At 51.6% G+C, this 22726-nt stretch carries 19 protein-coding genes and 5 pseudogenes; 18 read left to right on the top strand and 6 right to left on the bottom strand.

The features are described from left to right. Positions 1-2: 2 nt before the first annotated feature. The 4 genes from ACLTD4_RS15505 to ACLTD4_RS15490 form a co-directional block, all read right to left on the bottom strand. Entirely contained in the window at positions 3-1124 is a 1122-nt protein-coding gene (locus ACLTD4_RS15505; protein WP_412331408.1) for a hypothetical protein, read from the bottom strand. Continuing rightward, a complete protein-coding gene (locus tag ACLTD4_RS15500; protein WP_412331407.1) occupies positions 1115-1519 on the bottom strand; it encodes a permease prefix domain 1-containing protein in 405 nt (134 codons plus the stop codon). Before ACLTD4_RS15500 ends, ACLTD4_RS15505 begins: the two co-directional genes overlap by 10 nt. Then, on the bottom strand, positions 1512-1844 hold the full coding sequence (locus ACLTD4_RS15495; RefSeq protein WP_002600580.1) for a PadR family transcriptional regulator: 333 nt from the start codon (positions 1842-1844) through the stop codon (positions 1512-1514). The genes ACLTD4_RS15500 and ACLTD4_RS15495 overlap by 8 nt, the downstream gene beginning before the upstream one ends. A 124-nt stretch (positions 1845-1968) precedes the next feature. Further along, a complete protein-coding gene (locus ACLTD4_RS15490; RefSeq protein ID WP_117621736.1) occupies positions 1969-3363 on the bottom strand; it encodes an alanine/glycine:cation symporter family protein in 1395 nt (464 codons plus the stop codon). A gap of 381 nt (positions 3364-3744) precedes the next feature. On the opposite strand from ACLTD4_RS15490, the gene ACLTD4_RS15485 reads away from it, so the two are divergent. The 5 genes and pseudogenes from ACLTD4_RS15485 to ACLTD4_RS15465 all read left to right on the top strand — a co-directional run bounded on the left by ACLTD4_RS15485 (position 3745) and on the right by ACLTD4_RS15465 (position 9190). After that, on the top strand, positions 3745-4167 hold the full coding sequence (locus tag ACLTD4_RS15485) for a flavodoxin (RefSeq protein ID WP_117621735.1): 423 nt from the start codon (positions 3745-3747) through the stop codon (positions 4165-4167). Positions 4168-4217: 50 nt separating this feature from the next. After that, on the top strand, positions 4218-5177 hold the full coding sequence (locus ACLTD4_RS15480) for a helix-turn-helix transcriptional regulator (protein ID WP_055660580.1): 960 nt from the start codon (positions 4218-4220) through the stop codon (positions 5175-5177). A 156-nt stretch (positions 5178-5333) separates the two neighbouring features. Then, positions 5334-7078: pseudogene (locus tag ACLTD4_RS15475) on the top strand (ABC transporter ATP-binding protein). Further along, positions 7078-8836, top strand: a pseudogene (locus ACLTD4_RS15470) (ABC transporter ATP-binding protein). The pseudogenes ACLTD4_RS15475 and ACLTD4_RS15470 overlap by 1 nt, the downstream one beginning before the upstream one ends. 141 nt (positions 8837-8977) lie before the next feature. Further along, on the top strand, positions 8978-9190 hold the full coding sequence (locus ACLTD4_RS15465) for a FeoA family protein (RefSeq protein ID WP_055660586.1): 213 nt from the start codon (positions 8978-8980) through the stop codon (positions 9188-9190). A 107-nt stretch (positions 9191-9297) separates the two neighbouring features. Here the strand turns inward: ACLTD4_RS15465 and ACLTD4_RS15460 are convergent. Next, positions 9298-9663: pseudogene (locus tag ACLTD4_RS15460) on the bottom strand (metal-dependent transcriptional regulator); the annotation flags it as partial. A gap of 179 nt (positions 9664-9842) precedes the next feature. On the opposite strand from ACLTD4_RS15460, the gene ACLTD4_RS15455 reads away from it, so the two are divergent. The 4 genes and pseudogenes from ACLTD4_RS15455 (at position 9843) to ACLTD4_RS15440 (ending at position 13350) form a co-directional block, all read left to right on the top strand. Continuing rightward, positions 9843-10229 carry a heavy-metal-associated domain-containing protein gene (locus ACLTD4_RS15455; RefSeq protein WP_117621733.1) on the top strand — a complete coding sequence of 129 codons (387 nt, stop codon included), beginning with the start codon at positions 9843-9845 and terminating at the stop codon, positions 10227-10229. Positions 10230-10396: 167 nt separating this feature from the next. Then, the gene (locus ACLTD4_RS15450) at positions 10397-10675 is read left to right on the top strand and encodes a DUF6110 family protein (RefSeq protein WP_002600571.1); all 279 of its coding nucleotides are present in this window, start codon (positions 10397-10399) and stop codon (positions 10673-10675) included. A 63-nt stretch (positions 10676-10738) separates the two neighbouring features. Continuing rightward, positions 10739-12826 (top strand): annotated as a pseudogene (locus tag ACLTD4_RS15445) (heavy metal translocating P-type ATPase). Between the two features lie 233 nt (positions 12827-13059). After that, on the top strand, positions 13060-13350 hold the full coding sequence (locus ACLTD4_RS15440; RefSeq protein ID WP_002600569.1) for a DUF2325 domain-containing protein: 291 nt from the start codon (positions 13060-13062) through the stop codon (positions 13348-13350). Here ACLTD4_RS15440 and ACLTD4_RS15435 read toward each other — a convergent pair. After that, positions 13313-14368, bottom strand: a complete 1056-nt coding sequence (locus tag ACLTD4_RS15435) for an AraC family transcriptional regulator (protein WP_055660590.1) — start codon at positions 14366-14368, stop codon at positions 13313-13315. The two genes, ACLTD4_RS15440 and ACLTD4_RS15435, sit on opposite strands and share 38 nt — an antisense overlap. Positions 14369-14538: 170 nt before the next feature. On the opposite strand from ACLTD4_RS15435, the gene ACLTD4_RS15430 reads away from it, so the two are divergent. The 9 genes and pseudogenes from ACLTD4_RS15430 to ACLTD4_RS15390 form a co-directional block, all read left to right on the top strand. After that, a complete protein-coding gene (locus ACLTD4_RS15430; RefSeq protein ID WP_117621731.1) occupies positions 14539-15945 on the top strand; it encodes a PTS transporter subunit EIIC in 1407 nt (468 codons plus the stop codon). A 27-nt stretch (positions 15946-15972) separates the two neighbouring features. Continuing rightward, positions 15973-17430: a family 1 glycosylhydrolase gene (locus ACLTD4_RS15425; RefSeq protein WP_117621730.1), complete on the top strand. Its 1458-nt coding sequence runs from the start codon at positions 15973-15975 to the stop codon at positions 17428-17430. 147 nt (positions 17431-17577) lie between these two features. Continuing rightward, positions 17578-18237, top strand: coding sequence for a YczE/YyaS/YitT family protein (locus ACLTD4_RS15420; RefSeq protein ID WP_117621729.1), 660 nt, complete (start codon positions 17578-17580; stop codon positions 18235-18237). A 456-nt stretch (positions 18238-18693) separates the two neighbouring features. After that, a complete protein-coding gene (locus ACLTD4_RS15415; protein WP_117621848.1) occupies positions 18694-19722 on the top strand; it encodes a zinc-dependent alcohol dehydrogenase in 1029 nt (342 codons plus the stop codon). A gap of 53 nt (positions 19723-19775) precedes the next feature. Further along, positions 19776-20165 (top strand): VOC family protein, encoded by a 390-nt coding sequence (locus ACLTD4_RS15410; RefSeq protein WP_117621728.1) that lies wholly within the window; start codon positions 19776-19778, stop codon positions 20163-20165. Between the two features lie 69 nt (positions 20166-20234). Continuing rightward, on the top strand, positions 20235-20870 hold the full coding sequence (locus ACLTD4_RS15405; RefSeq protein WP_002600565.1) for an endonuclease III domain-containing protein: 636 nt from the start codon (positions 20235-20237) through the stop codon (positions 20868-20870). A 25-nt stretch (positions 20871-20895) separates the two neighbouring features. Beyond that, on the top strand, positions 20896-21357 hold the full coding sequence (locus ACLTD4_RS15400) for a LysR family transcriptional regulator (protein ID WP_412331406.1): 462 nt from the start codon (positions 20896-20898) through the stop codon (positions 21355-21357). Next, the gene (locus ACLTD4_RS15395; protein ID WP_412331405.1) at positions 21339-21785 is read left to right on the top strand and encodes a LysR family transcriptional regulator substrate-binding protein; all 447 of its coding nucleotides are present in this window, start codon (positions 21339-21341) and stop codon (positions 21783-21785) included. The genes ACLTD4_RS15400 and ACLTD4_RS15395 overlap by 19 nt, the downstream gene beginning before the upstream one ends. A 91-nt stretch (positions 21786-21876) precedes the next feature. Further along, positions 21877-22726 (top strand): annotated as a pseudogene (locus ACLTD4_RS15390) (2-enoate reductase); the annotation flags it as partial.

Raw genomic sequence — 22726 nt, 5'->3', positions numbered from 1 at the left:
ATTCAGACCGCACTGCTTCGCTGCCCGCAGGCCGGCGCATCGATGACCCGGTCATACCGGTAGGCCGAGAAGATAAATCCCAGCAGTAGCATATTTACGAGGATGCTGATACTGCCCTCCGAAACCATGGGAAGATTAGTAAAGCTGCCATACTGGAAACCAAAGTTCCCAAGTATATAGAGCACGCTCTGAAACAGCAGGCACAGGCCGCAGTGAAAGGACACCGCTCCGGCGAGCGCGCCGTGTATCCTTCGGATGCAGGAGAAGAGGACTGCGTAGAAGGCGGCCATAATTGTAAGAAACAGAATTCCGGTCAGCCAGCCGAACTGTAGTATGAATACGGCCAGAAGATAGTTGTTCGCGTAATGCTGGGGCAGAATGTTCCATAAAGTGACATCTGACGGATCGGAGCGGAAGATGGAGCGGTGATGTTCTGAAAACGGCTTTTTCCCTTCCGCGGCAGCCTCTCTGGCATCTCCGTAGCTGAAATACCATTCGCCGGTTCCATACTCCATCAGCTCCTCCGGCGTAAGCGAAATCCGGCCGGCCAGCGGTGATTTGGAGAGCAGCTCCTGAATCAGAACCCCGTTATAGGAGTCGCTTAAGGTGTCGTATGCGTTCGCCTCCGGATTTACAAATGCCTGAAAATACCGGGACTGGCCGGGAAGCATCCCATAAAAAAGAAGGAGTACCACGCCCCCGGCGGCGGCCTGGATCAGGAGCCTTCTTTTATTTCCGGCGAACATCCCCCGGCAGATCATATACAACACGGTTCCGATCATGGAGAAGAGGAAAGTCACGGTCTCGGCCAGCGTAAAGCTGTTGTATGTAAAGTAATGGATAAGGACTGCCCCGGCAGTGAGAAGAAAAGCGGCTGCCATGGCTTTCTGTGTCTGCTTCCGCATCCGGTAGAGAAGGATGACGACAACCGGTCCGGTCAGCAGAAGCGCATAGTAATCAATCATATGCCATGGAATGATGTATGCCGTGTCCCAGATTACATCCGCTATCCAATCGAATTTGATCATGGAAAGGAATATGGCTTCCGCGGTAAATATGGCTGCCGCCAGAATGAGCAGCCGCTTCTGGTACCGGATCAGCAGAGGATATCCTTTCAGCGCCATGACCACCAGAAGGACACGCCAGTCAGATAGATAGAAAGCCCGCGGAACGTCAGTTCCGGAATCACGGCCGTGCAGGTTTCCGCAGCGAGACCGATGAGAAGAAGAATCACGGTCAGAACCATCAGAAGGCGGCTGGACTGGACGTGACGGACCGCGTTGATCCCGGTGCCGATCGCGACACCGTCCCCCATGGCATCCACCGCTTTTTTAACCGCATCTTCGGGACTCATCCCTTCTGAGAGATACTCTTCCGTCCTGTCATCGATATGGTCCTTTAATTCTTTTACCACTGCCGGGCGCAGAGGCTTATAGGCGATCTGATCCGCCACATCCTCTAAAAATTCTTCTTCATAATCTGTATGCTGATTGTGATTCTTCTGGAAGGGTTTATCCAAACAAAACACCCCCGATCACCTGATTCACTGCCGTCTGAAACGAATCCCATTCCTTCAGCTTATCCTGTAAAAGTTTCCGGCCGCTTTCGGTTATGATGTAATACTTACGCTCACGGCCATTTTCCGCAGTTCTCTGTTCGCAGATCACCGCCCCATCCTGTTCGAGCGCGTGCAGCAGGGGATAAAGCGTCCCCTCCTTCAGCGTGAAAACGCGTTCACTTCTTATTTCCAGCTCTTTGATGATCTGATAGCCGTACATGTCCTGCTGTTCCAATAGCTTCAGGATCAGCATGGAAGAGCCTACGGCCATATATTTTTTGTCCATATTTGCCTCCGTTTCAGAAATATTTCCCTAAAAAATACCTCGAGTTTCTATGTATCGTAATCCTATCATACATAGAAACTCGAGGTATGTCAAGAAGCAAATAATAATTCTTAAAATTCGCGGATTACTCTTTTCCTTCCCCGTCAAAGTATTCTTTAACCAGCCTGACTACAGTGCCGGACAGCAGGAACACCGCGATCAGGTTGGGAATTGCCATCAGGCCGTTAAAGGTTTCGGCGATACTCCAGAGCATCCCTAAATCCATGGTGGCGCCCAGGATTGCGACCAGAGAGTAGACGATCATGAACGCTTTGATAATGCGCGAGGAGAACAGGAACTCGATACATCTGGCACCGTATAATCCCCAGCCGATGATGGTGGAAAATGCGAAACAGCACATGGCAACGGCTGTAAAAATGGAGACCCAGCTGCCATAGGTGGAAGTAAACCCGAGAATGGTTAATTCTGCGCCGGCCGCTTCCCCGTAAGGAACCGGAACACCGCTGCAGAGGATGACAAATGCGGTCAGCGTACAGATGACGATGGTGTCGGCAAACACTTCGAAAATCCCGAAAAAGCCCTGTTTCACCGGTTTTTTCGTGTCGGCGCAGGCGTGGGCGATGGATCCCGTTCCAAGGCCTGCTTCGTTGGAGAAGATGCCGCGGGAGACGCCTTTCTTCATGCTCATAAAGAAGGTTCCGACCACGCCGCCTGTGACGGCCGCCGGGTTAAATGCCCCGTAAACAATCGACGAAAATACAGCGGGAACCCGGTTAATATTGAGAAGAATCACGCCGAAGGCGAGCACGATATAGAACAGCGCCATAAAGGGAACCAGTTTCTCCGTCACGCTTCCGATTCTTTTGATTCCGCCGAGAAGGACCAGGGCTACCAGAGCCGCCAGAATGATTCCGATGATAAGACTGGTGGTGTGCGCAGAACCTTCCTCGATCAAATGGTAATTGAGCAGCGCAGAGTTGATTGCTGTTGTGATGGTGTTTACCTGAGTGGCATTGCCCGTTCCGAACACGGTGAGGACGCCGAAGGCCGAAAACAGAGTGGCCAGCCAGCGCCAGTTTTTCCCGAGACCGTTCTTTATGTAGTACATGGGGCCGCCTACTAAGTCGCCCTTCTCATTCACTTCACGGAAATGCACAGCCAGAGTTACCTCGGAAAATTTCGTACACATACCCAGAATCGCAGAAACCCACATCCAGAATACGGAGCCAGGGCCTCCGATGGCGATGGCTCCGGCCACTCCGGCGATATTGCCGGTGCCGACCGTGGCGGCCAGAGCGGTGCAGACCGCCTGAAACGGTGTCATGGTACCATCGGACGCGTCGCGCTTGCGGAACATCCGGCCCAGGGTAACCCGGATCGAATAGGAGAACTTGCGGATCTGCAGAAAATTGGTGCGGATACTCAGATAGAGGCCCACGCCGATGATGCAGACCATGGCTGGGACGCCCCAGATAAAATTGTTCACGGCATTGTTGATGGATTCGATAGTATTTAACATATGATGGAACCTTCCTGATTGTATTTTTGCTTTTTATTAACGTGTTTTGGTAAGGGAAAAAACAGTGAAAATATATAAAATAATACCATAATATTACAGAAAAGTACATGGCAATCGAGATTCTTAAGCCTGACGGCCGCCGCAGTGACCCTCTGTCGGACCCTGCCTCCCGGTCTCTTCCTTCAGATAGTGAGAAACATTGTTAAATAGCGGTACTTGTATTTACGGAATCCCAATGCTATACTATTTGAAGTTAGTTGAAACTAACCTGCGAAATCCATACGAGATAAAGGCATTTCTGTCCTTGTGCCGGTGTTCGGTCCGGCCCTGGAGCAGAAATACTGTGGTTGGTAAAAAAAGAAAGGAAGAGAGGATTAAAACATGAGCAAAACAGCAGTAGTGTATTGGAGCGGAACAGGCAATACGGAGGCTATGGCGGCAAAAGTGGTGGAAGGCGCGCAGGCGGCAGGAGCGGAGGTCTCGCTGTATACGGCTGCGGAATTCGGGGCGGACAAAATGGATGAATTTGATTCAGTTGCATTCGGCTGCCCGTCTATGGGAAGTGAGCAGCTGGAGGAGGACGAATTTGAGCCGATGTTCCTGAGCTGCGAGGCGAAGCTGAGAGGGAAGAAGATTGCGCTCTTCGGCTCCTACGGATGGGGAGACGGCGAGTGGATGAGAAACTGGGAGGAGACCTGCCGGGAGGATGGCGCTGTACTGGCCTGCGACTGCGTGATCTGCAATGACGCTCCGGACGCGGAGGCGGAAAGTGCCTGCGAGGAGCTGGGAAAGGCGCTGGCATAGGAGAGAAGAAAAGCCGGCAAAGGAAGGCCCGCTAAAAGGAGGAACACAAGGTGCAGGATGCAAGCCGATATTTCAACGATCTTTTTGAACAGATGCCATCGGAGCAGGTCTACGAGGTTTTGAGAAATGCGCCGGAGGAAATCGGACGGTTTTCCATTTGCCAGAAAAATACGAGACAGGGAATCGACCTTCTGGACTGGCGCATGAATTACCAGCGGGATGTCCATGTATACAGGCGGGGAGAGAACAACAGAGATGAGGTGCAGTTTGTATTCTGCATGAATCAGGGCATGGTCTGGGAGATCGAGGGGATCCCCAGACCTGTTTCCATGGAAAAAGGAAATGCCTATATCTATCGGAACGGAGACAGGACCACATGGGGATACTATCCGGGAAAATGCGATTTCGTGTTTAAAAGCGTGCAGATTCCGGTACAGGTTTACCGCAGGCTTCAGAACGCGTATTTTGAAGGCAGGGAAGAGATATCGGCGGAGCGGTTCAGCTCTGCGGTGGAGAGTATTGAGATCACGCCCGGAATCTGCCGGATACTGGCTGAACTGGAACAGTCCGGGCGGTATGAGGACGGGATTGGCCGCCTCTATCTGGAAGGAAAGCTGCTGGAACTGCTCGCCGCCTCTTTTGAGGAACTTCTCACATGCCGGAAGGCCCAAAAGAGACTGTGTGGGATTACCCGAACCGATCAGGAAGCGGTGAGGGAGGCAAAGCGGATTCTGGACCGGCACCTTACCGATGCGCCGGACTGCGAGCGGCTGGCAAGGGCGGTAGGCGTAAGCGTCTCCAGGCTGGCCCGGTTGTTTTCGGAAATAACCGGAAAAACCATACACTCCTATCTGATCGAGCGGAGGCTGGAGCACGCGGCGCTTCTGCTGACCGAACAGAAGAATGTGAGCCAGGCGGCCGCGCTGTCCGGATACTCCAACATGAGCCATTTTTCCGCCTCTTTTAAAAAGAAATACGGCGTGCTCCCCAAGGAGTACGCCGGAAAATGAAAAACCGTTAGAAATATACCGTTTTTTGGTAGAAATGCTTTGGTTATCGCCGTAAAATATAACACGTCAAGTTAGATAAAACTAACTCGACGTGTTTTTTTCATACCGGAGAGTCCGGCATGACAGGAGTTACTGTTGAAAGGAGTGGTATCGGATATGTTTCAAAAGATTTTAGAGTACGCGGGGCCCTACAAAAAGACGACCTTTCTGGCTTCTGCGGTCATCCTGCTGGGAGTGTTCATGAGTGTCCTCCCGTTTATCTTTGCCTGCCAGATCATCGCGCCGCTGATTGAGGGAGAACCCATGGACTTGTCCTATGCGGCGGTCCGGATAGCCGGCGTGCTGGTGTGCCTGGTGCTGCATGCCTGCCTGTATGTGAAGGGACTGTCCCTGTCCCATGAAGCCGCCTACAACATCCTGATGAGAATCCGCATTTCTCTTCAGAACCGTATGGAGAAGCTGCCGTTGGGGGTGATTCAGGAGAAAGGGACGGGGAGTATCAAGCGCCTGTTCGTAGATGACGTGGAGAGCATGGAGATGCTTCTGGCCCACGCTCTGCCGGAGGGCTTTGCCAACACGGTGATTCCGGTCGTGGTTTACACAGCTCTGTTCTTTGTGGACTGGAAGCTGGCGCTTATGTCCCTCGCATCCCTGCCTGTGGGTTTCCTGGCCATGATGGTCATGTACCGCATTGGTCAGAACGGGATGGTGAGTTACTATGAGGCCGGCAAGGTCATGAACAACACCATTATCGAGTACATAAACGGCATGGAGGTGGTGAAGGTGTTCAACAGGGATGGCGTATCCTATGAACGGTTCCAGAGAGATGTGCTGGCCTACCGGAATCTGACCCTCGACTGGTATAAGGCCTGCTGGCCGTGGATGGCGGCCTATAACAGTATTCTGCCGTGCACGCTGATTGTGACGCTGCCTCTGGGGTCCTGGTTTGTGCTGAAGGGATATTCCTCTCTGCCGGATTTTATTCTGGTGATGTGCCTGTCCTTAAGCCTGGGAATTCCGCTTCCAGGGCATTGAGCTTTCTTCCCTCGCTGCCGCAGATCAATTATAAGCTGAATGCACTGGAGCAAATGCTGGGGGCGGAGCCCCTAAGACAGACCGCCGATGGATGGCACGGCGCGGACAATACCGTGGTGTTCGGCCGTGTGACCTTCGGCTACGAGGAGAAATCCGTGATCCGCGACGTCAGCCTGACGGTGAGGGAAGGTCAGAAGACAGCCCTTGTGGGAGAATCCGGTTCGGGCAAGAGCACGCTGGCGAAGCTGCTGGTTCACTATTACGATGTGGGGGAAGGAAAGATCACCATAGGCGGCCAGGATATCTGCGAAATGAGCCTGGAAGCCTTAAACGCCAGAATCTCTTACGTGGCCCAGGAACAGTATTTATTCAACACCTCTTTGCTTGAAAATATCAGGATCGGCCGTCTTACAGCCACCGACGAAGAGGTGCTTGAGGCTGCGGCAAAGGCCCAGTGTATGGAATTTATCGAAAAACTCCCCGATGGAATTTACACGATGGCCGGAGACGGAGGAAAACAGCTGTCGGGAGGCCAGAGGCAGAGAATAGCGCTGGCTAGAGCCATTTTAAAGAATGCACCCGTCGTAGTCCTCGATGAGGCGACCGCATTTACGGATCCGGAAAATGAGGAGAAGATGGAGGCCGCCATCTCCCAGGTGGTAAAGGGAAAGACGCTTCTGGTCATCGCCCACCGTTTATCCTCTGTGAAAAATGCCGATCAGATCTGCGTGATGGCGGAAGGCAGAATTGCAGCCAGGGGAACCCATGACGAGCTTTTGAAAGCCAGCGAAGAGTACCGGAAACTCTGGAACGCTTCCATGGAGAGTGCAGAGTGGCGTGTATCGGGCGGAAAGGAGGAACGGTAATGGTTCCATTATTTCAGAGAATATTAAAGCTGTCAGGAAAATACAGGGGCAGAATTGAGACCGCCTTCCTGTTTTCCGTTCTGAAGGCGATTCTGTCGAAAATGCCTCTCTGCGTGGCATTTCTCATGCTGTCCCGGTTTTATACCGGCGCAATTACGGCCGCAGATTGTGTGACCGCTGCTGCTGTGCTGTGTGTGTCCGTGCTTCTGGAAGCATTTTTTCAGCTGATGAGCGACCGGCTGCAGAGTGGGGCCGGATATATGATGTTTGCGGAGCAGCGGATGGCGCTGGGCGCTCATTTGCGGAAGCTGCCCATGGGGTACTTTACGGCGGGGAATATCGGAAAGATCAGCTCGGTTCTGACTACGGACATGATCTTTGTGGAAGAGATCGCCATGAGTTCCATTGCCAATATGATGAGCTACGCGTTTTCTGCAGCTCTCATGGCGGTATTTCTTTTCTACCTCGATGTGCGGCTGGGAATCATCGGCCTGCTCGTGACCGTGACAGCGATGGTCACAGCCGGAAAAATGAACCGGATCTCCATGAAGGAAGCCGCCGGCAGACAGGAGCAGAGCGAGAAGCTTACGGACGCCGTGCTCTCCTTTACGGAGGGGATAGCCATCATCAAAAGCTATAATTTGTTGGGAGAAATCCGCAGAGCTTTCCAATAATTTCAAGTGGTCGAGAGACAAATCACTGGGATTTGAGGAAGCGATGACGCCGTGGCAGAGGGGGCTCAACCTGATTTATGCCTGCGGAATGGCGCTGTTGTTCGGTGTGTCCATCTATCTGCAGCAGACCGGTTCCCTGACCATTCTGTACCTTATGGGACTGCTTCTGTTTGTGTTTGATTTATTCGGCCCGCTGAAGGCGCTGTACGGCGAGGCAACGCGGCTCACGGTCATGAACAGCTGTCTTGACCGGATTGAAAGCGTCTGCGCGGAGAAAGAACTGCCGGATGAGGGGAAAAAGCACATTCCGGAGCGGAATCACAAGGCGGAGATAGCGTTCGATCACGTTACCTTTGCCTATCACGAGAAGGAGGTTTTAAAGGACGTCACTTTTCAGATACAGCCGAATACAATGACAGCCCTGGTTGGACCCAGCGGCGGCGGAAAATCGACGGCAGCCAACCTGCTGGCCCGTTTCTGGGACGTGAAATCCGGATGCATCCGGATGAGAGGAGAAGATATCCGCGACGTGCCGCTGGCGGAGCTGATGGATCATATCAGCGTGGTGTTCCAGAGAGTATATCTCTTTCAGGATACAATTTACCAGAATATCAGCATGGGAAAGACGGATGCGTCGAAAGAAGAGGTGTATGAGGCGGCGAGGAAGGCCAGATGCTATGATTTTATCATGGCGCTTCCGGAGGGCTTTGACACCGTGATCGGGGAGGGCGGCACGAGTCTTTCCGGAGGGGAAAAACAGCGGATTTCCATTGCGCGCTGCATCTTAAAGGATGCTCCTGTGGTGATTCTCGATGAGGCGACTGCAAGCGTGGATGCCGATAATGAACGCTTCATCCAGGAGGCGATTTCAGAGCTGGTAAAAGGGAAGACTCTTCTGGTAATCGCCCACCGGCTAAATACTATCAGAGCCGCCGGTCAGATCCTGGTGATCGACGATGGCCGTGTGGTGCAGAGAGGAACGCATGAAGCGCTGATGAAGGAGAAGGGAATCTACAGAGATTACGTGGATATCCGCGAAAAAGCGGCAGGCTGGAGCATCGACGGACTTTCACGTCAAATATAAAAAGATTAAAAGTGCCTAACCCGCATTGCCATTGACTAACCGACGCCAAAATGGTTACACTAGGAGTAAAAAGAGGCGGATAGTTTCAAAGCGCATAGAACGAAAACACGCAGCGCGTGATGTGGAAATGGGGGTGCAGCTATGCAGTCACTGGCACAGGCAAAGGCGGGAGACGACTATACGATCAAATGGATGTTCGGTGCTCCCCAGATTCTGGAATTTCTAAAGGGATACGGGATCAGAGAGGGAAGCGATATCCGTGTTTTCCAGCAGGGAAAAGACGGAATCATCATCGGACGGGATAACGTGCGCCTTGCGATCGGTGAAGATGTGGCGAGACGGATTCAGGTATGAGCCGGCTTTAGCAGGAAACGGAACAGAATACAAACTAACAGAAAAAACAGGCGGTCTGGAGAAAAGGTTTCCTCCCGGACCGCCTGTTTTCCTATTTTTCCAATTCCATTTCCTTTTGTCACGTGATCCTTGATAGCCTGAAAGCTTTTTGCGCTCACCACATGCTCGATCCGGCAGGCGTCTTCCGCCGCGGTTTTTTCATCGACTCCCAGATACATCAGCCAGTTGGAAAGCATCGTATGGCGCTCATACATGGTCTCAGCAACCTGTTTCCCGGAATCTGTCAGGGTGATATAGCCATCCTGATCCACCAGAATATAACCATTTTCGCGGAGGTTGCGCATGGCGACGCTGACACTCGGCTTGGAGAAATCCAGTTCATTGGCGATATCGATGGAACGGACGTGCGGCTTTCTATTGCTAAGAATCAGTATGGTTTCAAGATAGTTTTCGGATGATTCGTTCATCTTCAATGTTCGTTTACCTCCCTGCGGTTAAAGTATCAGAATGCGTGATACAAATAGTTTATCATAGCCGGGGAAAAAGGTCAAAATAAGAATATGAAAAAAATTATTGACAATTCAGTTAGCAGGTACTAATCTATAGTTAGTTACAACTAATAGAAGAAATTGGAAGAAAGGAAGGAGCACATATGGCGACAGCGATTATATGCCTGGTCCTTATCATGGCAGGGGTTCTGGCGATAAGAAGCTACAGAAAGAGGCTGACCACCGGCTGCTGCGGAGGTTCGGGCGAGGCTGCGGTGAAGAAAATAAAGGTAAGTGATAAGGATCTCACCCACTATCCGCACCGCCGGGTTTTGAAGGTGGACGGGATGTCCTGCGGCAACTGCGCGATCCGGGTGGAGAATGCATTAAATTCCCTGGAGGGCGTCTATGCCCGCGTGAATTTAATGGAGGCGGAGGCAGATGTCCGCATGAAACAGGAGCTTAGCGACGCCGTGTTAAAGGAGACTGTCAAGGACGCGGGATACACTGTTTACCGGATCACACCGGTAAATGACTCAATTTCTCAATAAGGTCTGTTGGCGTTGACTAACCGGGTAAATTTCTAGTAAAACGTTTATATAAGGAGTGACTGAAGATGAAAAAACACAGGTTTTGGGCCTGGGCAATGCTGTTCTGCCTGGCGATGGTTTTTTATACGGGTTACAAGCATAAATAAGAAAAACAGGAGGATAAAGAAATGTTGGACTGCTTCAAAATGAAAAAAATCGGAATCTTTGCAGGAGGTGTTTTATTCGGTACAGCCGGCGTTAAAATTCTGGCGAGTAAAGATGCGAAGAAGTTTTACATCAACTGTCTGGCCGCCGGACTGCGCGCGAAGGACTGCGTGATGACAACTGCCACTTCGATCCAGGAGAACGCAGACGATATTCTGGCTGAGGCGAAGGAGATCAACCGCCAGAGAGCGGATGAAGCCTTTGAAGACGAGAGCGAAGAGATGGTTTCAGAGACCGCCTGATGGAATTTTCCTCAGGCGTTCCTTTTTGAAGAGCTGTAGAAACACAGGACAGGAGACAAAGACATGAGATTTATAGTGAAACACGAGATAAAGGGTCGGCTTCGGATCCATCTCGATCGGCGTCAGCTGACTCTGAGAGAGGCAGATCTGTTCTGCTGTGCCCTGAGCCTCATTCCGGGTGTGAAGGAGGTGAAGGTCTATGAGAGGACCGCGGATGCGGCGATTCTCTATGAGGACGGCCTGCGGCCGGTCATCATCGGGGAGATCAGGCGTTTTTCCTTTCAGGACGAGTCACTCTGTGAGCTGGTCCCGAAGGACAGCGGCCGGGCGCTGAACCGGGAATACAAGGAAAAACTGATCCAGCGGGTCGTTGTGAGGGCGTTTACAAAGGTATTTCTGCCTGTGCCGTTTCGGGCTGTGTATACGGCGGTGAAGTCCGCTGGCTATATCGTATAGGGCCTTCGCTGTCTCCTGAAGGGAAAGCTGACGGTTGAGGTTCTGGATGCCACCGCTATCACGGTGTCGATCGCAAGACTGGATTTCAATACGGCCGGTTCCGTGATGTTTCTGCTGGGGATCGGGGAGCTTTTGGAGGAATGGACCCACAAGAAATCGGTGGGAGATCTGGCGAGAAGCATGTCCCTGAACATCGAGAAGGTATGGCAGAATGTGGACGGTACGGAGGTTCTGGTTCCGGTCTCCCGAATCCGCGAGGGAGACCTCGTGACAGTACATGTGGGCAGCGTGATTCCGCTGGACGGAATTGTCGTGACCGGCGAAGCCATGGTTAATCAGGCCTCCATGACCGGTGAATCCATACCGGTGAAGAAGGAACCGGATACATACGTATACGCGGGAACCGCAGTGGAGGAAGGGAGCATCACCATCTGTGTGAAGAAGGCGGCCGGATCCACCAGATTCGAGCGGATCGTCAAGATGATTGAGGACTCCGAGAAGCTGAAATCCAATGTGGAAGGAAAGGCGGCCGCCATGGCCGATGCACTGGTTCCCTGGAGTCTGGGCGGCACGGTGCTCACCTGGCTGCTCACACGGAATGTGACGAAGGCGATCTCGATCCTGATGGTAGACTTCTCCTGTGCGCTGAAGCTGGCCATGCCGCTGTCCGTGCTTTCCGCCATGCGGGAGGCGGGAAGCTACCGGGTTACAGTCAAAGGCGGCGTCTATCTGGAGTCATTGGCGGAGGCAGATACCATCGTATTTGATAAGACTGGTACTCTCACGAAGGCCAGGCCGGTGGTGGCCGGCGTCGTGACCTTCGAGGGGCGGGACGAGGATGAGATGCTCCGGATTGCAGCCTGCCTGGAGGAACATTTCCCCCATTCCATGGCGAACGCGGTCATTCAGGAGTCCGTCCGGAGAGGTTTAACCCACGAGGAAATGCACTCGAAGGTGGACTATATTGTAGCCCACGGAATCGCCTCCTATATCGGAGGGGAACGGGTGATTATCGGCAGTCACCACTTTGTCTTCGAGGATGAGGGGAGCGTGATTCCGGAAGACGGAAGAGAACAGTACGAGAGCCTTCCACCGGAGTATTCCCATCTCTACATGGCGGTTGGAGGGCGCCTCGCCGCGGTGATCTGCATTATCGATCCCCTGCGGGAGGAGGCCGCCTCAGTGGTCAGTCAGCTGAGAGCACTGGGACTCTCCAAGATCGTTATGATGACGGGAGACAGTGACCGGACTGCAAAGGCCATCGCGCAGAAGGTGGGCGTGGACGAGTATTACTCCGAAGTACTTCCGGAGGACAAGGCCAGTTTCGTGGAGGCAGAGAGAGCCGCAGGCAGGAAAGTCATCATGGTCGGTGACGGTATCAACGATTCCCCTGCCTTATCAGCCGCCGATGTGGGAATCGCCATCAGCGAGGGGGCGGAGATCGCCAGGGAAATCGCGGATATCACCATTTCGGAGGACGCACTGGATCAACTGGTGACACTGAAACGAATCAGCAACGCGCTGATGGTCCGTGTAAACAGAAATTACCGGTTTGTGATCGGATTTAATTTGGGCCTGATCCTGCTGGGTGTCAACGGAATCCTGGCGCCGGCTACTTCCGCGCTGCTTCATAATACATCGACGCTCATGGTCAGTCTGAAAAGCATGACCAATTTACTGGAACAGAAACAATAGAAAACGGTTTAAAAGAGTCATACCACGAAAAGCGGTGTGACTCTTTTTTTCCATTTCCCATCTATTAAGAAATGTTCTCAAGAACGGCTATGGACAAATGTTGTAATAGCTGGTAAAATGTAGTTAGTTATAACTAACCAAATAAACTGAAGAGCCGGAGGAAACAGTAATGGTGTAAAACCCGGCAGGCTGTGAATTACAGACAGCACGATAGAGAACTGGAGGTATTATAAATGAGCGTAGTGATTATCGGCGGCCACGACCGTATGGTGAGCCAGTACAAGAAGATATGCAAGGAATTCAAATGCAAGGCAAAGGTCTTTACCCAGATGAGCACCAACATGGATAAGAAGATCGGATGTCCGGACCTGCTGGTCCTGTTTACCAACACGGTTTCCCACAAGATGGTAAAATGTGCCCTGGACGGCATCGATGACGGCGCCACCCGCGTGGTCCGCTGCCATACCAGCAGCGGAACAGCGCTTTCTAAGATTCTGGAGGATGAGACTCCGCAGGCGGTGTAAGAAGCTGCCGCGGAAGTACCGGTTCGGTGTTTTTCTTCCGGTAATCGCCCGGAGACATGCGGTAAGCGGCCTCGAAGCTTTTATAAAAAAAGTTCTGATTGGACGCGCCGACTTTATGGCAGATGGATTGTATCGAATCATCGGTATCAATGAGGAGCGCGGCAGCTGCCTTCAGCCTCTGATCCAGCTGCGTCTCCTTAAAGGTTTTTCCGGTCTGCTTCTTTAAAAGGGCGGAAATATATTTGGGATGATAGCCAAAGGCGGCGGACAGTTGAGCGAGTGTACAGTCCTTGTAGTGTTCCTCGATGTAATGAAGGATCTCGAGGGTGCAGGACATCTGTCCGGAGGAAATTTGAACAAGCTGGTTGTCCTTGTCCTCCTGGTATAGACGAAGCAGCTCGACGAAGATTAAGTGTAAATACCCCTGAATCATCTCTTTGCCATAGATGCGGCTGCCGTAATATTCGGTGAACAGCTGGCAGAAGAGCGTGGAGATTAACGTCTCGTGGTTGGTCCGGAAGACCAGATAATGATTATGGGTATCGCTGTGGTCGGAAAGCACGTGCAGCATGAAGTTGGAGATGATACTCTGTTCGCCGATCCGGCGCAGGAAGCTGTTGTTGAAGAACTCATTGCTCATGCTGATGTTGATGACAATATCCTCTTCACCCGCATACTGTTTGCGGCGGACCACATCCTTGTCGAAGATCACCACGTCGCCCTGATGGAGCGTGACGGAACGGCTGTTGATCACGTAATCACATTTTCCGGAATAAATGTAATTCATATTTAAATTGGAGTGAATATAATACGGTACGTCAGTAAAGCGGGAATCCTTTCGAATGAGGATTTCCGCTTCTTTTAATGCGGGCAGCCTGAAATAAAGCACGTCCTTACCGTCGATCTGCCGGTGCTCCATGGTACGGTAGGAAGGGCTGGGAGCGCCCTGATGCTCCAGATAATACTGCTCGCGCCGTGTTCTGGTCCGAAACAGGGTATCCAGTTCCTGTAAATCCATTTCCTCACCTCACAATCTTACATTTTGCCAGTAGCCTTCTGACTAAATATCATTGTTTTTCCGGCTGAAGACTTTTATAATGAGATCATGAACCATGATCTACATGGATTATAACAATACATGGCCGTGTATGCAAGCGTAAAGATTACATTTACAAGGAGGATATCAGTATGGATTATAAAAAAACTGCGGCGGAGATTTTGCCACTGATCGGAGGAAAAGAGAATATCCTTTCGCTGGTACACTGTGCCACCAGACTGCGCTTTTCACTGGCGGATGGAGAGGCCTTTCAGGCGGAAGAGTTAAAGAAAGTTAAGGGTGTCATGGGCGCCATGTTCACAGGCGGACAGTATCAGGTCATCATTGGGACCGATGTAAATCACGTTTATGACAATCTGCTTCATATGACCGGGCTGGAAGGCGGAAGTGTGGAAATCGTGGAGCAGGCAGACTTAAAGAATGGCGGGAGCGGAAACGGCAGCGGGAAAATGGCAAAGGCCATGGACATCATCTCCAGCCTGTTTACACCGGCGATTGCGGCGATCACAGGAGCCGCCATGATTAAGGTGGTGCTCGTAATTCTGACCATGACGGGGCTCATGGACGCCTCCGGACAGACGTATCAGATGTTCAGCATGGTAGGCGATGCTCCGTTCTATTTTATGCCTGTGATTCTGGCTTACACGTCCTCCGTGAAATTCGGTGTGGACCCGATGGTTGGTCTCACGATCGGTTTATGCATGGTACACCCAACGTATCTGTCCCTGATTGACGCGGGTGAGGCCGTCCGCATGTTTGGATTGCTGCCGGTCAATCTGGCGAAATATACATCCACGGTACTGCCGGTCATACTCGTCATTTATGTGGCCTCCTGGGTGCAGAAGCTGGCGGAAAAGCTGTCTCCCAAGGTTATCCGGTTCTTCTTTAAGCCGCTTTTGACCCTGATCATCATGACGCCTCTCACCTTCTGTATCGTCGGTCCTCTTGGCAATTTATGCGGAAAAGTGCTGGAAGGCGGATTATCCATCGTGCAGGTAAATGCTCCGTGGTTCCTCCCGATCTTCTTCGGCGCATTTGGTCCCATCGTCATCATGCTGGGGATGCACTATGCGGTTACCATACCCCTTGCTTTGGCCGCAATTCAGGCCTTTGGATACGATATGCTGGGACCGGGCTTCCTGGTGGCCAATATTGCCCAGGGCGCGGCCGCTCTTGCGGTAGCGGTGCTGGCAAAGGACAAAGATTTCAAATCCCTTGCGACTTCCACTGGTGTCAGCGCCATTCTCGGTACCACAGAGCCTGCGCTCTACGGTGTTAATCTTCGGCTTAAGAAACCCCTTTACGCGTCTATCCTTGGCGGGCTCATCGGCGGAATCATCTGCGGCATCGCGGGAGTGAAGCGGATTGTGTTCGGCCCTACTGGCCTCACCTCGATCGCCATTTTTATAGATCCGGATAACGGAATGAACTTCGTCTTCGCTCTGATCGGAGTGGCAGCCACATTTGCGGCAACCTTTGTGATTACCTATGCGCTGGTCAGGAAAGACCGAAGTATTTTAAAGGAAATAGGACAATAGGAGTACGGCAAAAAGGAGAATGAGAACATGAGCGGATTTTACAAGGATTTTCTCTGGGGCGGTGCCATTGCAGCTTCCCAGGCGGATGGTGCCTGGAACGAGGGAGGAAAGGGCATTGATACACAGGATTTAAGATATTTTGACGCGGGCTGGGATTGGGAAAAAAGACAGGAAAACCGCAACATTAACATGACGGGAGAGCGTTTCCTTGCGGCGCTCCAGACCGGGGAGACGGAACATTATCCCTTCCGGCGCGGAATTGATTTTTACCACCATTATAAAGAAGATCTGGCATTGATGGAAGAACTGGGGCTTAAGCTGTTCCGCACCTCCATCAACTGGGCCAGGATTTATCCAAACGGCGACGATGAGACGCCGAATGAAGAGGGGATTCAGTTTTATACAGATTTATTCACCGAATGCCATAAACGCGGCATGAAAGTATTTGCAACCATCCTGCATTACAATATTCCAGTGAACTTAGTGACGAAGTATGGCGGATGGAAGAACCGGAAGACCATTGATTTTTATGTGAAGTACTGTAAAACTCTGTACGAACGTCTGGGAGCGCTGGTAGATTACTGGCTTCCGTTTAATGAGATCAACTGCTCCAGATTTAACCCGTGGAACGGCTGCTGCATTATTAAGGATCAGGAAGAGCATTACGAACAGACCATTTTCCAGTGCACCCATCATCAGCTGCTGGCCAATGCGATGGCGGTTAAGACAGCTCATGAAATACTTCCGGGATCCATGGTTGGAGGTATGATTGCCCGGTTTACCTCTTATCCGGCCACCTGCAGGCCGGAGGATGTCATGCAGACCATACTGGACGAAAATTATAAGAATTATTTCTATACAGATGTAATGGCGCGGGGGCGGTATCCGGCCTATGCGAAGCGCATGCTCCGGGAAATGGGCGTTTCCATAGAGACAGAGCCCGGAGACGAGGAAATCCTGCGGGATAATACGGTAGATTTTCTATCCTTCAGCTACTATATGTCCATGATATCTTCCAACGATCCGAATTACGAAATTACCAGCGGAAATCTGCTCTCAGGCAAGAAAAATCCTTATCTGGAGACCAGTGCGTGGGGCTGGCAGATCGATCCATTAGGAATCCGGATCTCCTTGAATGAAATGTACGACCGGTACCAGCTCCCGCTGTTTATTGCGGAAAATGGCCTGGGCGCCGTGGATATCCTGGAAGGGGAGTCGGTGCATGACAGCTACCGCATTGCCTATCTGAGGGAACACGTAAAGCAGATGGCGGAGGCGCTGGATGACGGCGTGGAGCTGCTGGGATATACGATGTGGGGAATTATCGATATTGTTTCCTGCGGAACCATCGAGATGAGCAAGCGTTACGGTGTGGTCTACGTGGACCGCGGCGACGCGGGAGAGGGGACAAACCGACGGTATAAAAAGGATTCCTTCGAGTGGTATAAGCGTTGCATTGCCACCGGCGGCCTGGCGATTGATTGAGTGAGAACACCACAAATTTTTAAAGGTTGTTATGGCATGTTCTGTAAAAGGATGGTATGATGGGGCAGGAGCGCAGTTTTTGGTGGTACAGGCTTGAAAAACCAGCCGCGAAACGCGCAAACTGAGGAGAAAGGACCCCTTCATAAAATGATAAGAGATTACTTTAAGAAACTGGACCGCAGGCGGGCCGTCATCATGATCATCGGTAATATTTTTACGGGAATGGGAATCAGCATTTTTAAACTTTCAGGACTGGGCAACGACCCCTTCAGCGGCATGGTAATGGCCCTGTCGGACTGCACCGGCATTCAGTATGCGTTTTTCCTTATCCTGGTGAATCTTGTGATTTTTATTGCTGAGATTACCATGGGCCGGGAGCTGATCGGCCTGGGCACTGCGGTGAACGCGCTGCTTCTGGGATACATCGTTACCTTCTTTTTCGGAATATGGGAGGTGACCCTTGGAATGCCTTCGATGCTGTGGCAGAAGCTATTGACCGTATTCATCGGAGTGGTGATCTGCAGTTTCGGGCTCTCTTTATACCAGACCTCCGATGTGGGTGTGGCGCCGTATGACAGCCTTGCGCTGATTATGTGCAGAAAGCAGAAAAAGATCTCCTACTTCTGGTGCCGTATGGCCTGTGATGCGTTCTGCGCGGTGGTGTGCTTCGCGGCAGGTGGAATTGTCGGCCTGGGAACGCTGGTATCCGCTTTGGGACTTGGGCCTTTTGTGCAGTTCTTTAACAGAACAAGCAAGAATTTCCTCACCTCTACAGGTGGAGGGATGAAACGCCAAAAACAAGCTTAACGTCAGTGGTGGGCGGAGAGAAATCGGTATCCCCCACTGACATGAAGTCAGGTCGTGCATCTACAAGATGTAGTCGCACTTTGTGAAATTATCGAGCGTGGATTGAAACATTTTACGGACAGGCTGTTGAAAAAGGACGGAGTATCGAATCCTGTATAAGTGAAAATCAAATTCCCTGTGACTTTACTAAATGGTAATGGCACAGGGAATTTATGCGTCTGTAAGTAATCGTTTAGACTATGAATATCCGCATCCTGGCAAAAGAAGAATTTGGTCTGGACTGCTTTCTGTCCGGTGAGCCGGATTATATTTATAAACAAATAGCAGATTTAAGGTGACATACAGGATTGACAAGTTCCCTGGTTTGTGCAATAATATAAATACTTTAATAAAAAGATATATAAAAGTATTTATGTTATTGTACAAACCAAAATGTAGAAAGAGGGTACATGTATGATGCTGCAGCAGGTAATGACTGCTCCGGGGGAAATTGAGTTTCGGGAGGTGCCGGTTCCGGAGCCGGAAGAGAATCAGGTACTGGTTAAGATCAGAAAGATCGGCGTGTGCGGATCGGACATCCATGTCTACCATGGCGAGCATCCGTTTACCAGCTATCCGGTCACTCAGGGACACGAAGTATCGGGGGAGATCGAGAAGCTCGGAAGCGGTGTAAAAGGATGGAAGGCGGGGCAGAATGTGACGATCCAGCCGCAGGTGGTCTGCGGAAAATGTTATCCGTGCCGTCATGGCAAATACAATCTCTGCGAAGAACTGAAGGTAATGGGATTTCAGACGACCGGTGTGGCATCCGATTACTTCGCTGTCGACGCGGCCAAGGTGACGCCGCTTCCGGAGGAGATGAGCTTTGACGAGGGCGCCATGATTGAACCATTGGCGGTGGCGGTTCACGCGGTGAAGCGTGCCGGAAATGTGGAAGGCGCTAAGATCGCAGTCCTGGGAGCGGGACCGATCGGAATCCTGGTGGCCCAGACGGCGAAGGGCCTGGGTGCGGAGAGAGTCATGATTACGGATGTCAGCGATTTGAGGCTGGAAAAGGCGAAGGAATGCGGCGCGGATTTCTGCATCAATACGAAGACGAAGAATTTCGGCGAGGCCATGGTGGAGAATTTCGGGCCGGATAAGGCTGACGTCATCTACGACTGCGCGGGCAATAATATTACGATGGGACAGGCCATTCAATATGCGCGCAAGGGAAGCACCATCATCCTGGTGGCGGTATTTGCGGGAACCGCCCAGATTGATCTGGCTGTCTTAAATGACCATGAGCTGGACTTGAATACCAGTATGATGTACCGAAATGAGGACTATCTCGATGCGATCCGTCTGGTAAAGGAAAAAAAGGTGGTGCTGGCGCCGCTGATCTCCAAACATTTCGCATTCAGGGACTATCTGGAGGCATACCGGTATATCGATGAGAACCGGGAGAGCACCATGAAGGTGATTATCAATGTGGCAGAATCGTAACGCGGAAGAATAGACGGAGCTGTGGATCATGATACAGGGGAGAGGAAGATAAAATGGCAGCACAGTACATAACGGGACTCCAGCATATTGGCATCCCGACGAATGATATAGAGAAGACGGTGGCATTTTACCATGAACTGGGGTTTGAGATTGCATTTGAAACGGTAAATGAAGCGGCTGGGGAGAGAGTTGCTTTTTTGAGATGCGGCAGTCTTGTAATCGAGACGTATGAGAACCATCAGGCGGCGGAGAGGAACGGTGCGGTGGATCACGTGGCTCTCGATGTGACGGATATTGAAGCAGTATTTGCAGAGATCAAAGAAGCGGGATACCCCATGCTTGACGAGGAGATCCAGTTTCTGCCCTTCTGGGCAAATGGCGTCCGCTTTTTCACCATTCTGGGACCGAACCGGGAAAAGGTTGAGTTCAGCCAGATGCTGTAAACGATGCACTGCCACTTGCCGTCTTCCCCAATCAATGATAATATGATTACAGGATTGGAGGAGACGGCTATGACAAAAGAAAAGCTTGCGCTTGAAATTATCAGGCGCCTAAAAGAAGAATACCCTGACGTTGGTTGTACACTGGATTACGATGAGGCCTGGAAGCTCCTTGTGAGCGTGCGCCTGGCGGCCCAGTGTACCGATGCCAGGGTAAATGTGGTTGTACAGGATTTATATGCAGAGTATCCGGACGTGGAGGCGCTGGCAGGGGCCGAAGTGGAAGACATCGAAAAGATCGTGAAGCCCTGCGGCCTGGGGCACAGCAAAGCAAAGGATATCAGCGCGTGCATGAAGATCCTGAAGGAACAGTATGACGGCAGAGTTCCCGACGATTTCGATGCACTCTTAAAGCTTCCCGGAGTGGGGAGAAAGAGCGCGAACCTGATTATGGGCGATGTGTTCGGCAAACCGGCCATCGTCACTGATACCCACTGTATCCGTCTGGTAAACCGTATGGGACTGGTGGAGGATTTAAAGGACCCGAAAAAGGTGGAGATGGCTTTGTGGAAGCTGATTCCGCCGGAGGAGGGCAGTGATTTCTGTCACCGCCTCGTATTCCATGGCAGAGATGTCTGTACAGCCAGGACGAAGCCATTCTGTGAAAAATGCTGCCTGAAGGATATCTGCGCCCGAAACGGGGTATAGGGAAGACGGCTCCCGGGAGAATGGTATGAATGTCAAGGATTTAAAGAGCTTTGAGGCGGTCTATGAGGAACGCGGCATCAACCAGGCGGCACAGAAGCTGTTTATCACGCCTCAGGGCCTGAGCCGCAATATTAAGATGCTGGAGAGCGAGCTGGATACGGTGCTCTTTGAACGGACGAAACAGGGTGTGAGGCCGACGGAGAGCGCAGAACTGCTCCATGAGAGGGCGGGTATCCTGATTCGGGAGTTCGAGGAAATCCGCAACAGTATCCAACAGCTGAAAAATGAAAAACGACTGCTCCGCATTGGCTGTGCCTGCGGAGTATTTAACGTACTTTCTTTTCCGGTGATTCAGAAATTTATCGATGAGAATCCTGAGATTTCCGTGGAATGGTGTGAGTACTCGAATCAGGAGGTGAAGGAGCGGCTGAAGGATTCCACCATCGAATACGGTTTCGTCGTTGGAGCGTGGGAAAAGACGGCGTAAAAAACAGGCGTCTGGCCGGATGCAGAGTCTGTCTTCTGGTTTACGAAGGCCACCCCTTCTATGATCTGGAAGAGGTCACCATTGATATGGTCCGTGGTGAAAAACTGATCCTGATGAACGAGTACTTTCATATGTACCACGATTTTCTGGAGGCCTGCGAGGTCAGGGGATTTAAGCCGCTTATTGCTGCCAAAACTGCAGATGCAAACTTTCAGTACCAGCTGTGCAGGCAGAAGACGGGGCTTGCGGTGGTGCCTGATTTTGCCGCGGAGCATTTCCGCATGGACCATATGAGGGCCATTCCCTTCCGGGAGAGGCTGAGATGGGAAGTGTACGGCGTTTATAAGGAGAATAACGGCTGGTATTCGGTGATCCGGGCGCTGGAGGATTTTCTGCGGAGCCAGTCTGCGGATTTCCCGGAGGAATAAAAAAAGTATTGACAGCCATCAAGCAATTGTTGATAGCGCCTGTCCTGTATGAAACGGTATAATATCGTTATAAAAATAACAGGAGGGTGCCATGAAGTACAAGAATCTGTTTACACCGGTCAAAATAGGATCGGTCACATTGAAAAACCGTTTTGCCCTGGCCCCCATGGGTCCGCTGGGACTGGCTGACGCTGAGGGCGGCTTTAATCAGAGGGGAATCGACTATTACACGGAACGCGCCAAGGGCGGCACAGGTCTGATTATCACGGGAGTAACCTTTTCGGACTGTGAGGTTGAGACCCAGAGTATGCCAAACTGCCCCAATTCCACGTACAATCCGGTTCATTTTATCCGGACATCGAAGGAGATGACGGAGCGGGTTCATGCCTACGGAAGCAAGATATTTCTCATGATGTCGGCCGGCTTCGGAAGGGTGACAATACCGACGAATCTCGGAGAGTTTCCGCCGGTCGCTCCGTCCGCGATTCCGCACCGGTGGCTGGATAAAATCTGCAGGCCGCTTACGAAGGAGGAAATCCACAGCATTGTAAAGTCATTCGGCGACGGGGCGTATCATGCGAAAAGGGGCGGTTTTGACGGCGTGGAGATTCATGCGGTTCACGAGGGCTATCTGCTGGACCAGTTTGCCATTTCCATGTTCAACCAGAGGACGGACGAGTATGGGGGATCACTGGAAAACAGGCTGCGGTTCGCCCGGGAAGTGGTGGAAGAGATCAAGTCCCGGTGCGGACAGGATTTTCCCGTGGTGCTGCGTTTCAGCTTAAAGAGTATGATTAAGGACTGGCGGGAAGGCGCTCTGCCGGGAGAAACGTTTGAGGAGAAGGGCCGCGATATCGAGGAGGGCCTGGAGACTGCGAAGCTGCTGGTGCAGTACGGCTATGATGCGCTGGACACCGATGTGGGAACGTATGACGCATGGT

The organism is Hungatella sp., assembly GCF_046966825.1.
Note: the sequence above shows the minus strand (reverse complement) of the source record. Positions and strands in the feature narration are given on the sequence as shown.

What these genes read in the sequence shown, in the direction of transcription:
- ACLTD4_RS15505 (WP_412331408.1), bottom strand. Translation starts at nt 1,124, where the DNA reads ATGGCGCTGAAAGGATATCCTCTGCTGATCCGGTACCAGAAGCGGCTG.
- ACLTD4_RS15495 (WP_002600580.1), bottom strand. Translation starts at nt 1,844, where the DNA reads ATGGACAAAAAATATATGGCCGTAGGCTCTTCCATGCTGATCCTGAAG.
- ACLTD4_RS15490 (WP_117621736.1), bottom strand. Translation starts at nt 3,363, where the DNA reads ATGTTAAATACTATCGAATCCATCAACAATGCCGTGAACAATTTTATC.
- ACLTD4_RS15485 (WP_117621735.1), top strand. Translation starts at nt 3,745, where the DNA reads ATGAGCAAAACAGCAGTAGTGTATTGGAGCGGAACAGGCAATACGGAG.
- ACLTD4_RS15465 (WP_055660586.1), top strand. Translation starts at nt 8,978, where the DNA reads ATGCAGTCACTGGCACAGGCAAAGGCGGGAGACGACTATACGATCAAA.
- ACLTD4_RS15455 (WP_117621733.1), top strand. Translation starts at nt 9,843, where the DNA reads ATGGCGACAGCGATTATATGCCTGGTCCTTATCATGGCAGGGGTTCTG.
- ACLTD4_RS15450 (WP_002600571.1), top strand. Translation starts at nt 10,397, where the DNA reads ATGTTGGACTGCTTCAAAATGAAAAAAATCGGAATCTTTGCAGGAGGT.
- ACLTD4_RS15440 (WP_002600569.1), top strand. Translation starts at nt 13,060, where the DNA reads ATGAGCGTAGTGATTATCGGCGGCCACGACCGTATGGTGAGCCAGTAC.
- ACLTD4_RS15435 (WP_055660590.1), bottom strand. Translation starts at nt 14,368, where the DNA reads ATGGATTTACAGGAACTGGATACCCTGTTTCGGACCAGAACACGGCGC.
- ACLTD4_RS15430 (WP_117621731.1), top strand. Translation starts at nt 14,539, where the DNA reads ATGGATTATAAAAAAACTGCGGCGGAGATTTTGCCACTGATCGGAGGA.
- ACLTD4_RS15425 (WP_117621730.1), top strand. Translation starts at nt 15,973, where the DNA reads ATGAGCGGATTTTACAAGGATTTTCTCTGGGGCGGTGCCATTGCAGCT.
- ACLTD4_RS15420 (WP_117621729.1), top strand. Translation starts at nt 17,578, where the DNA reads ATGATAAGAGATTACTTTAAGAAACTGGACCGCAGGCGGGCCGTCATC.
- ACLTD4_RS15415 (WP_117621848.1), top strand. Translation starts at nt 18,694, where the DNA reads ATGCTGCAGCAGGTAATGACTGCTCCGGGGGAAATTGAGTTTCGGGAG.
- ACLTD4_RS15410 (WP_117621728.1), top strand. Translation starts at nt 19,776, where the DNA reads ATGGCAGCACAGTACATAACGGGACTCCAGCATATTGGCATCCCGACG.
- ACLTD4_RS15405 (WP_002600565.1), top strand. Translation starts at nt 20,235, where the DNA reads ATGACAAAAGAAAAGCTTGCGCTTGAAATTATCAGGCGCCTAAAAGAA.
- ACLTD4_RS15400 (WP_412331406.1), top strand. Translation starts at nt 20,896, where the DNA reads ATGAATGTCAAGGATTTAAAGAGCTTTGAGGCGGTCTATGAGGAACGC.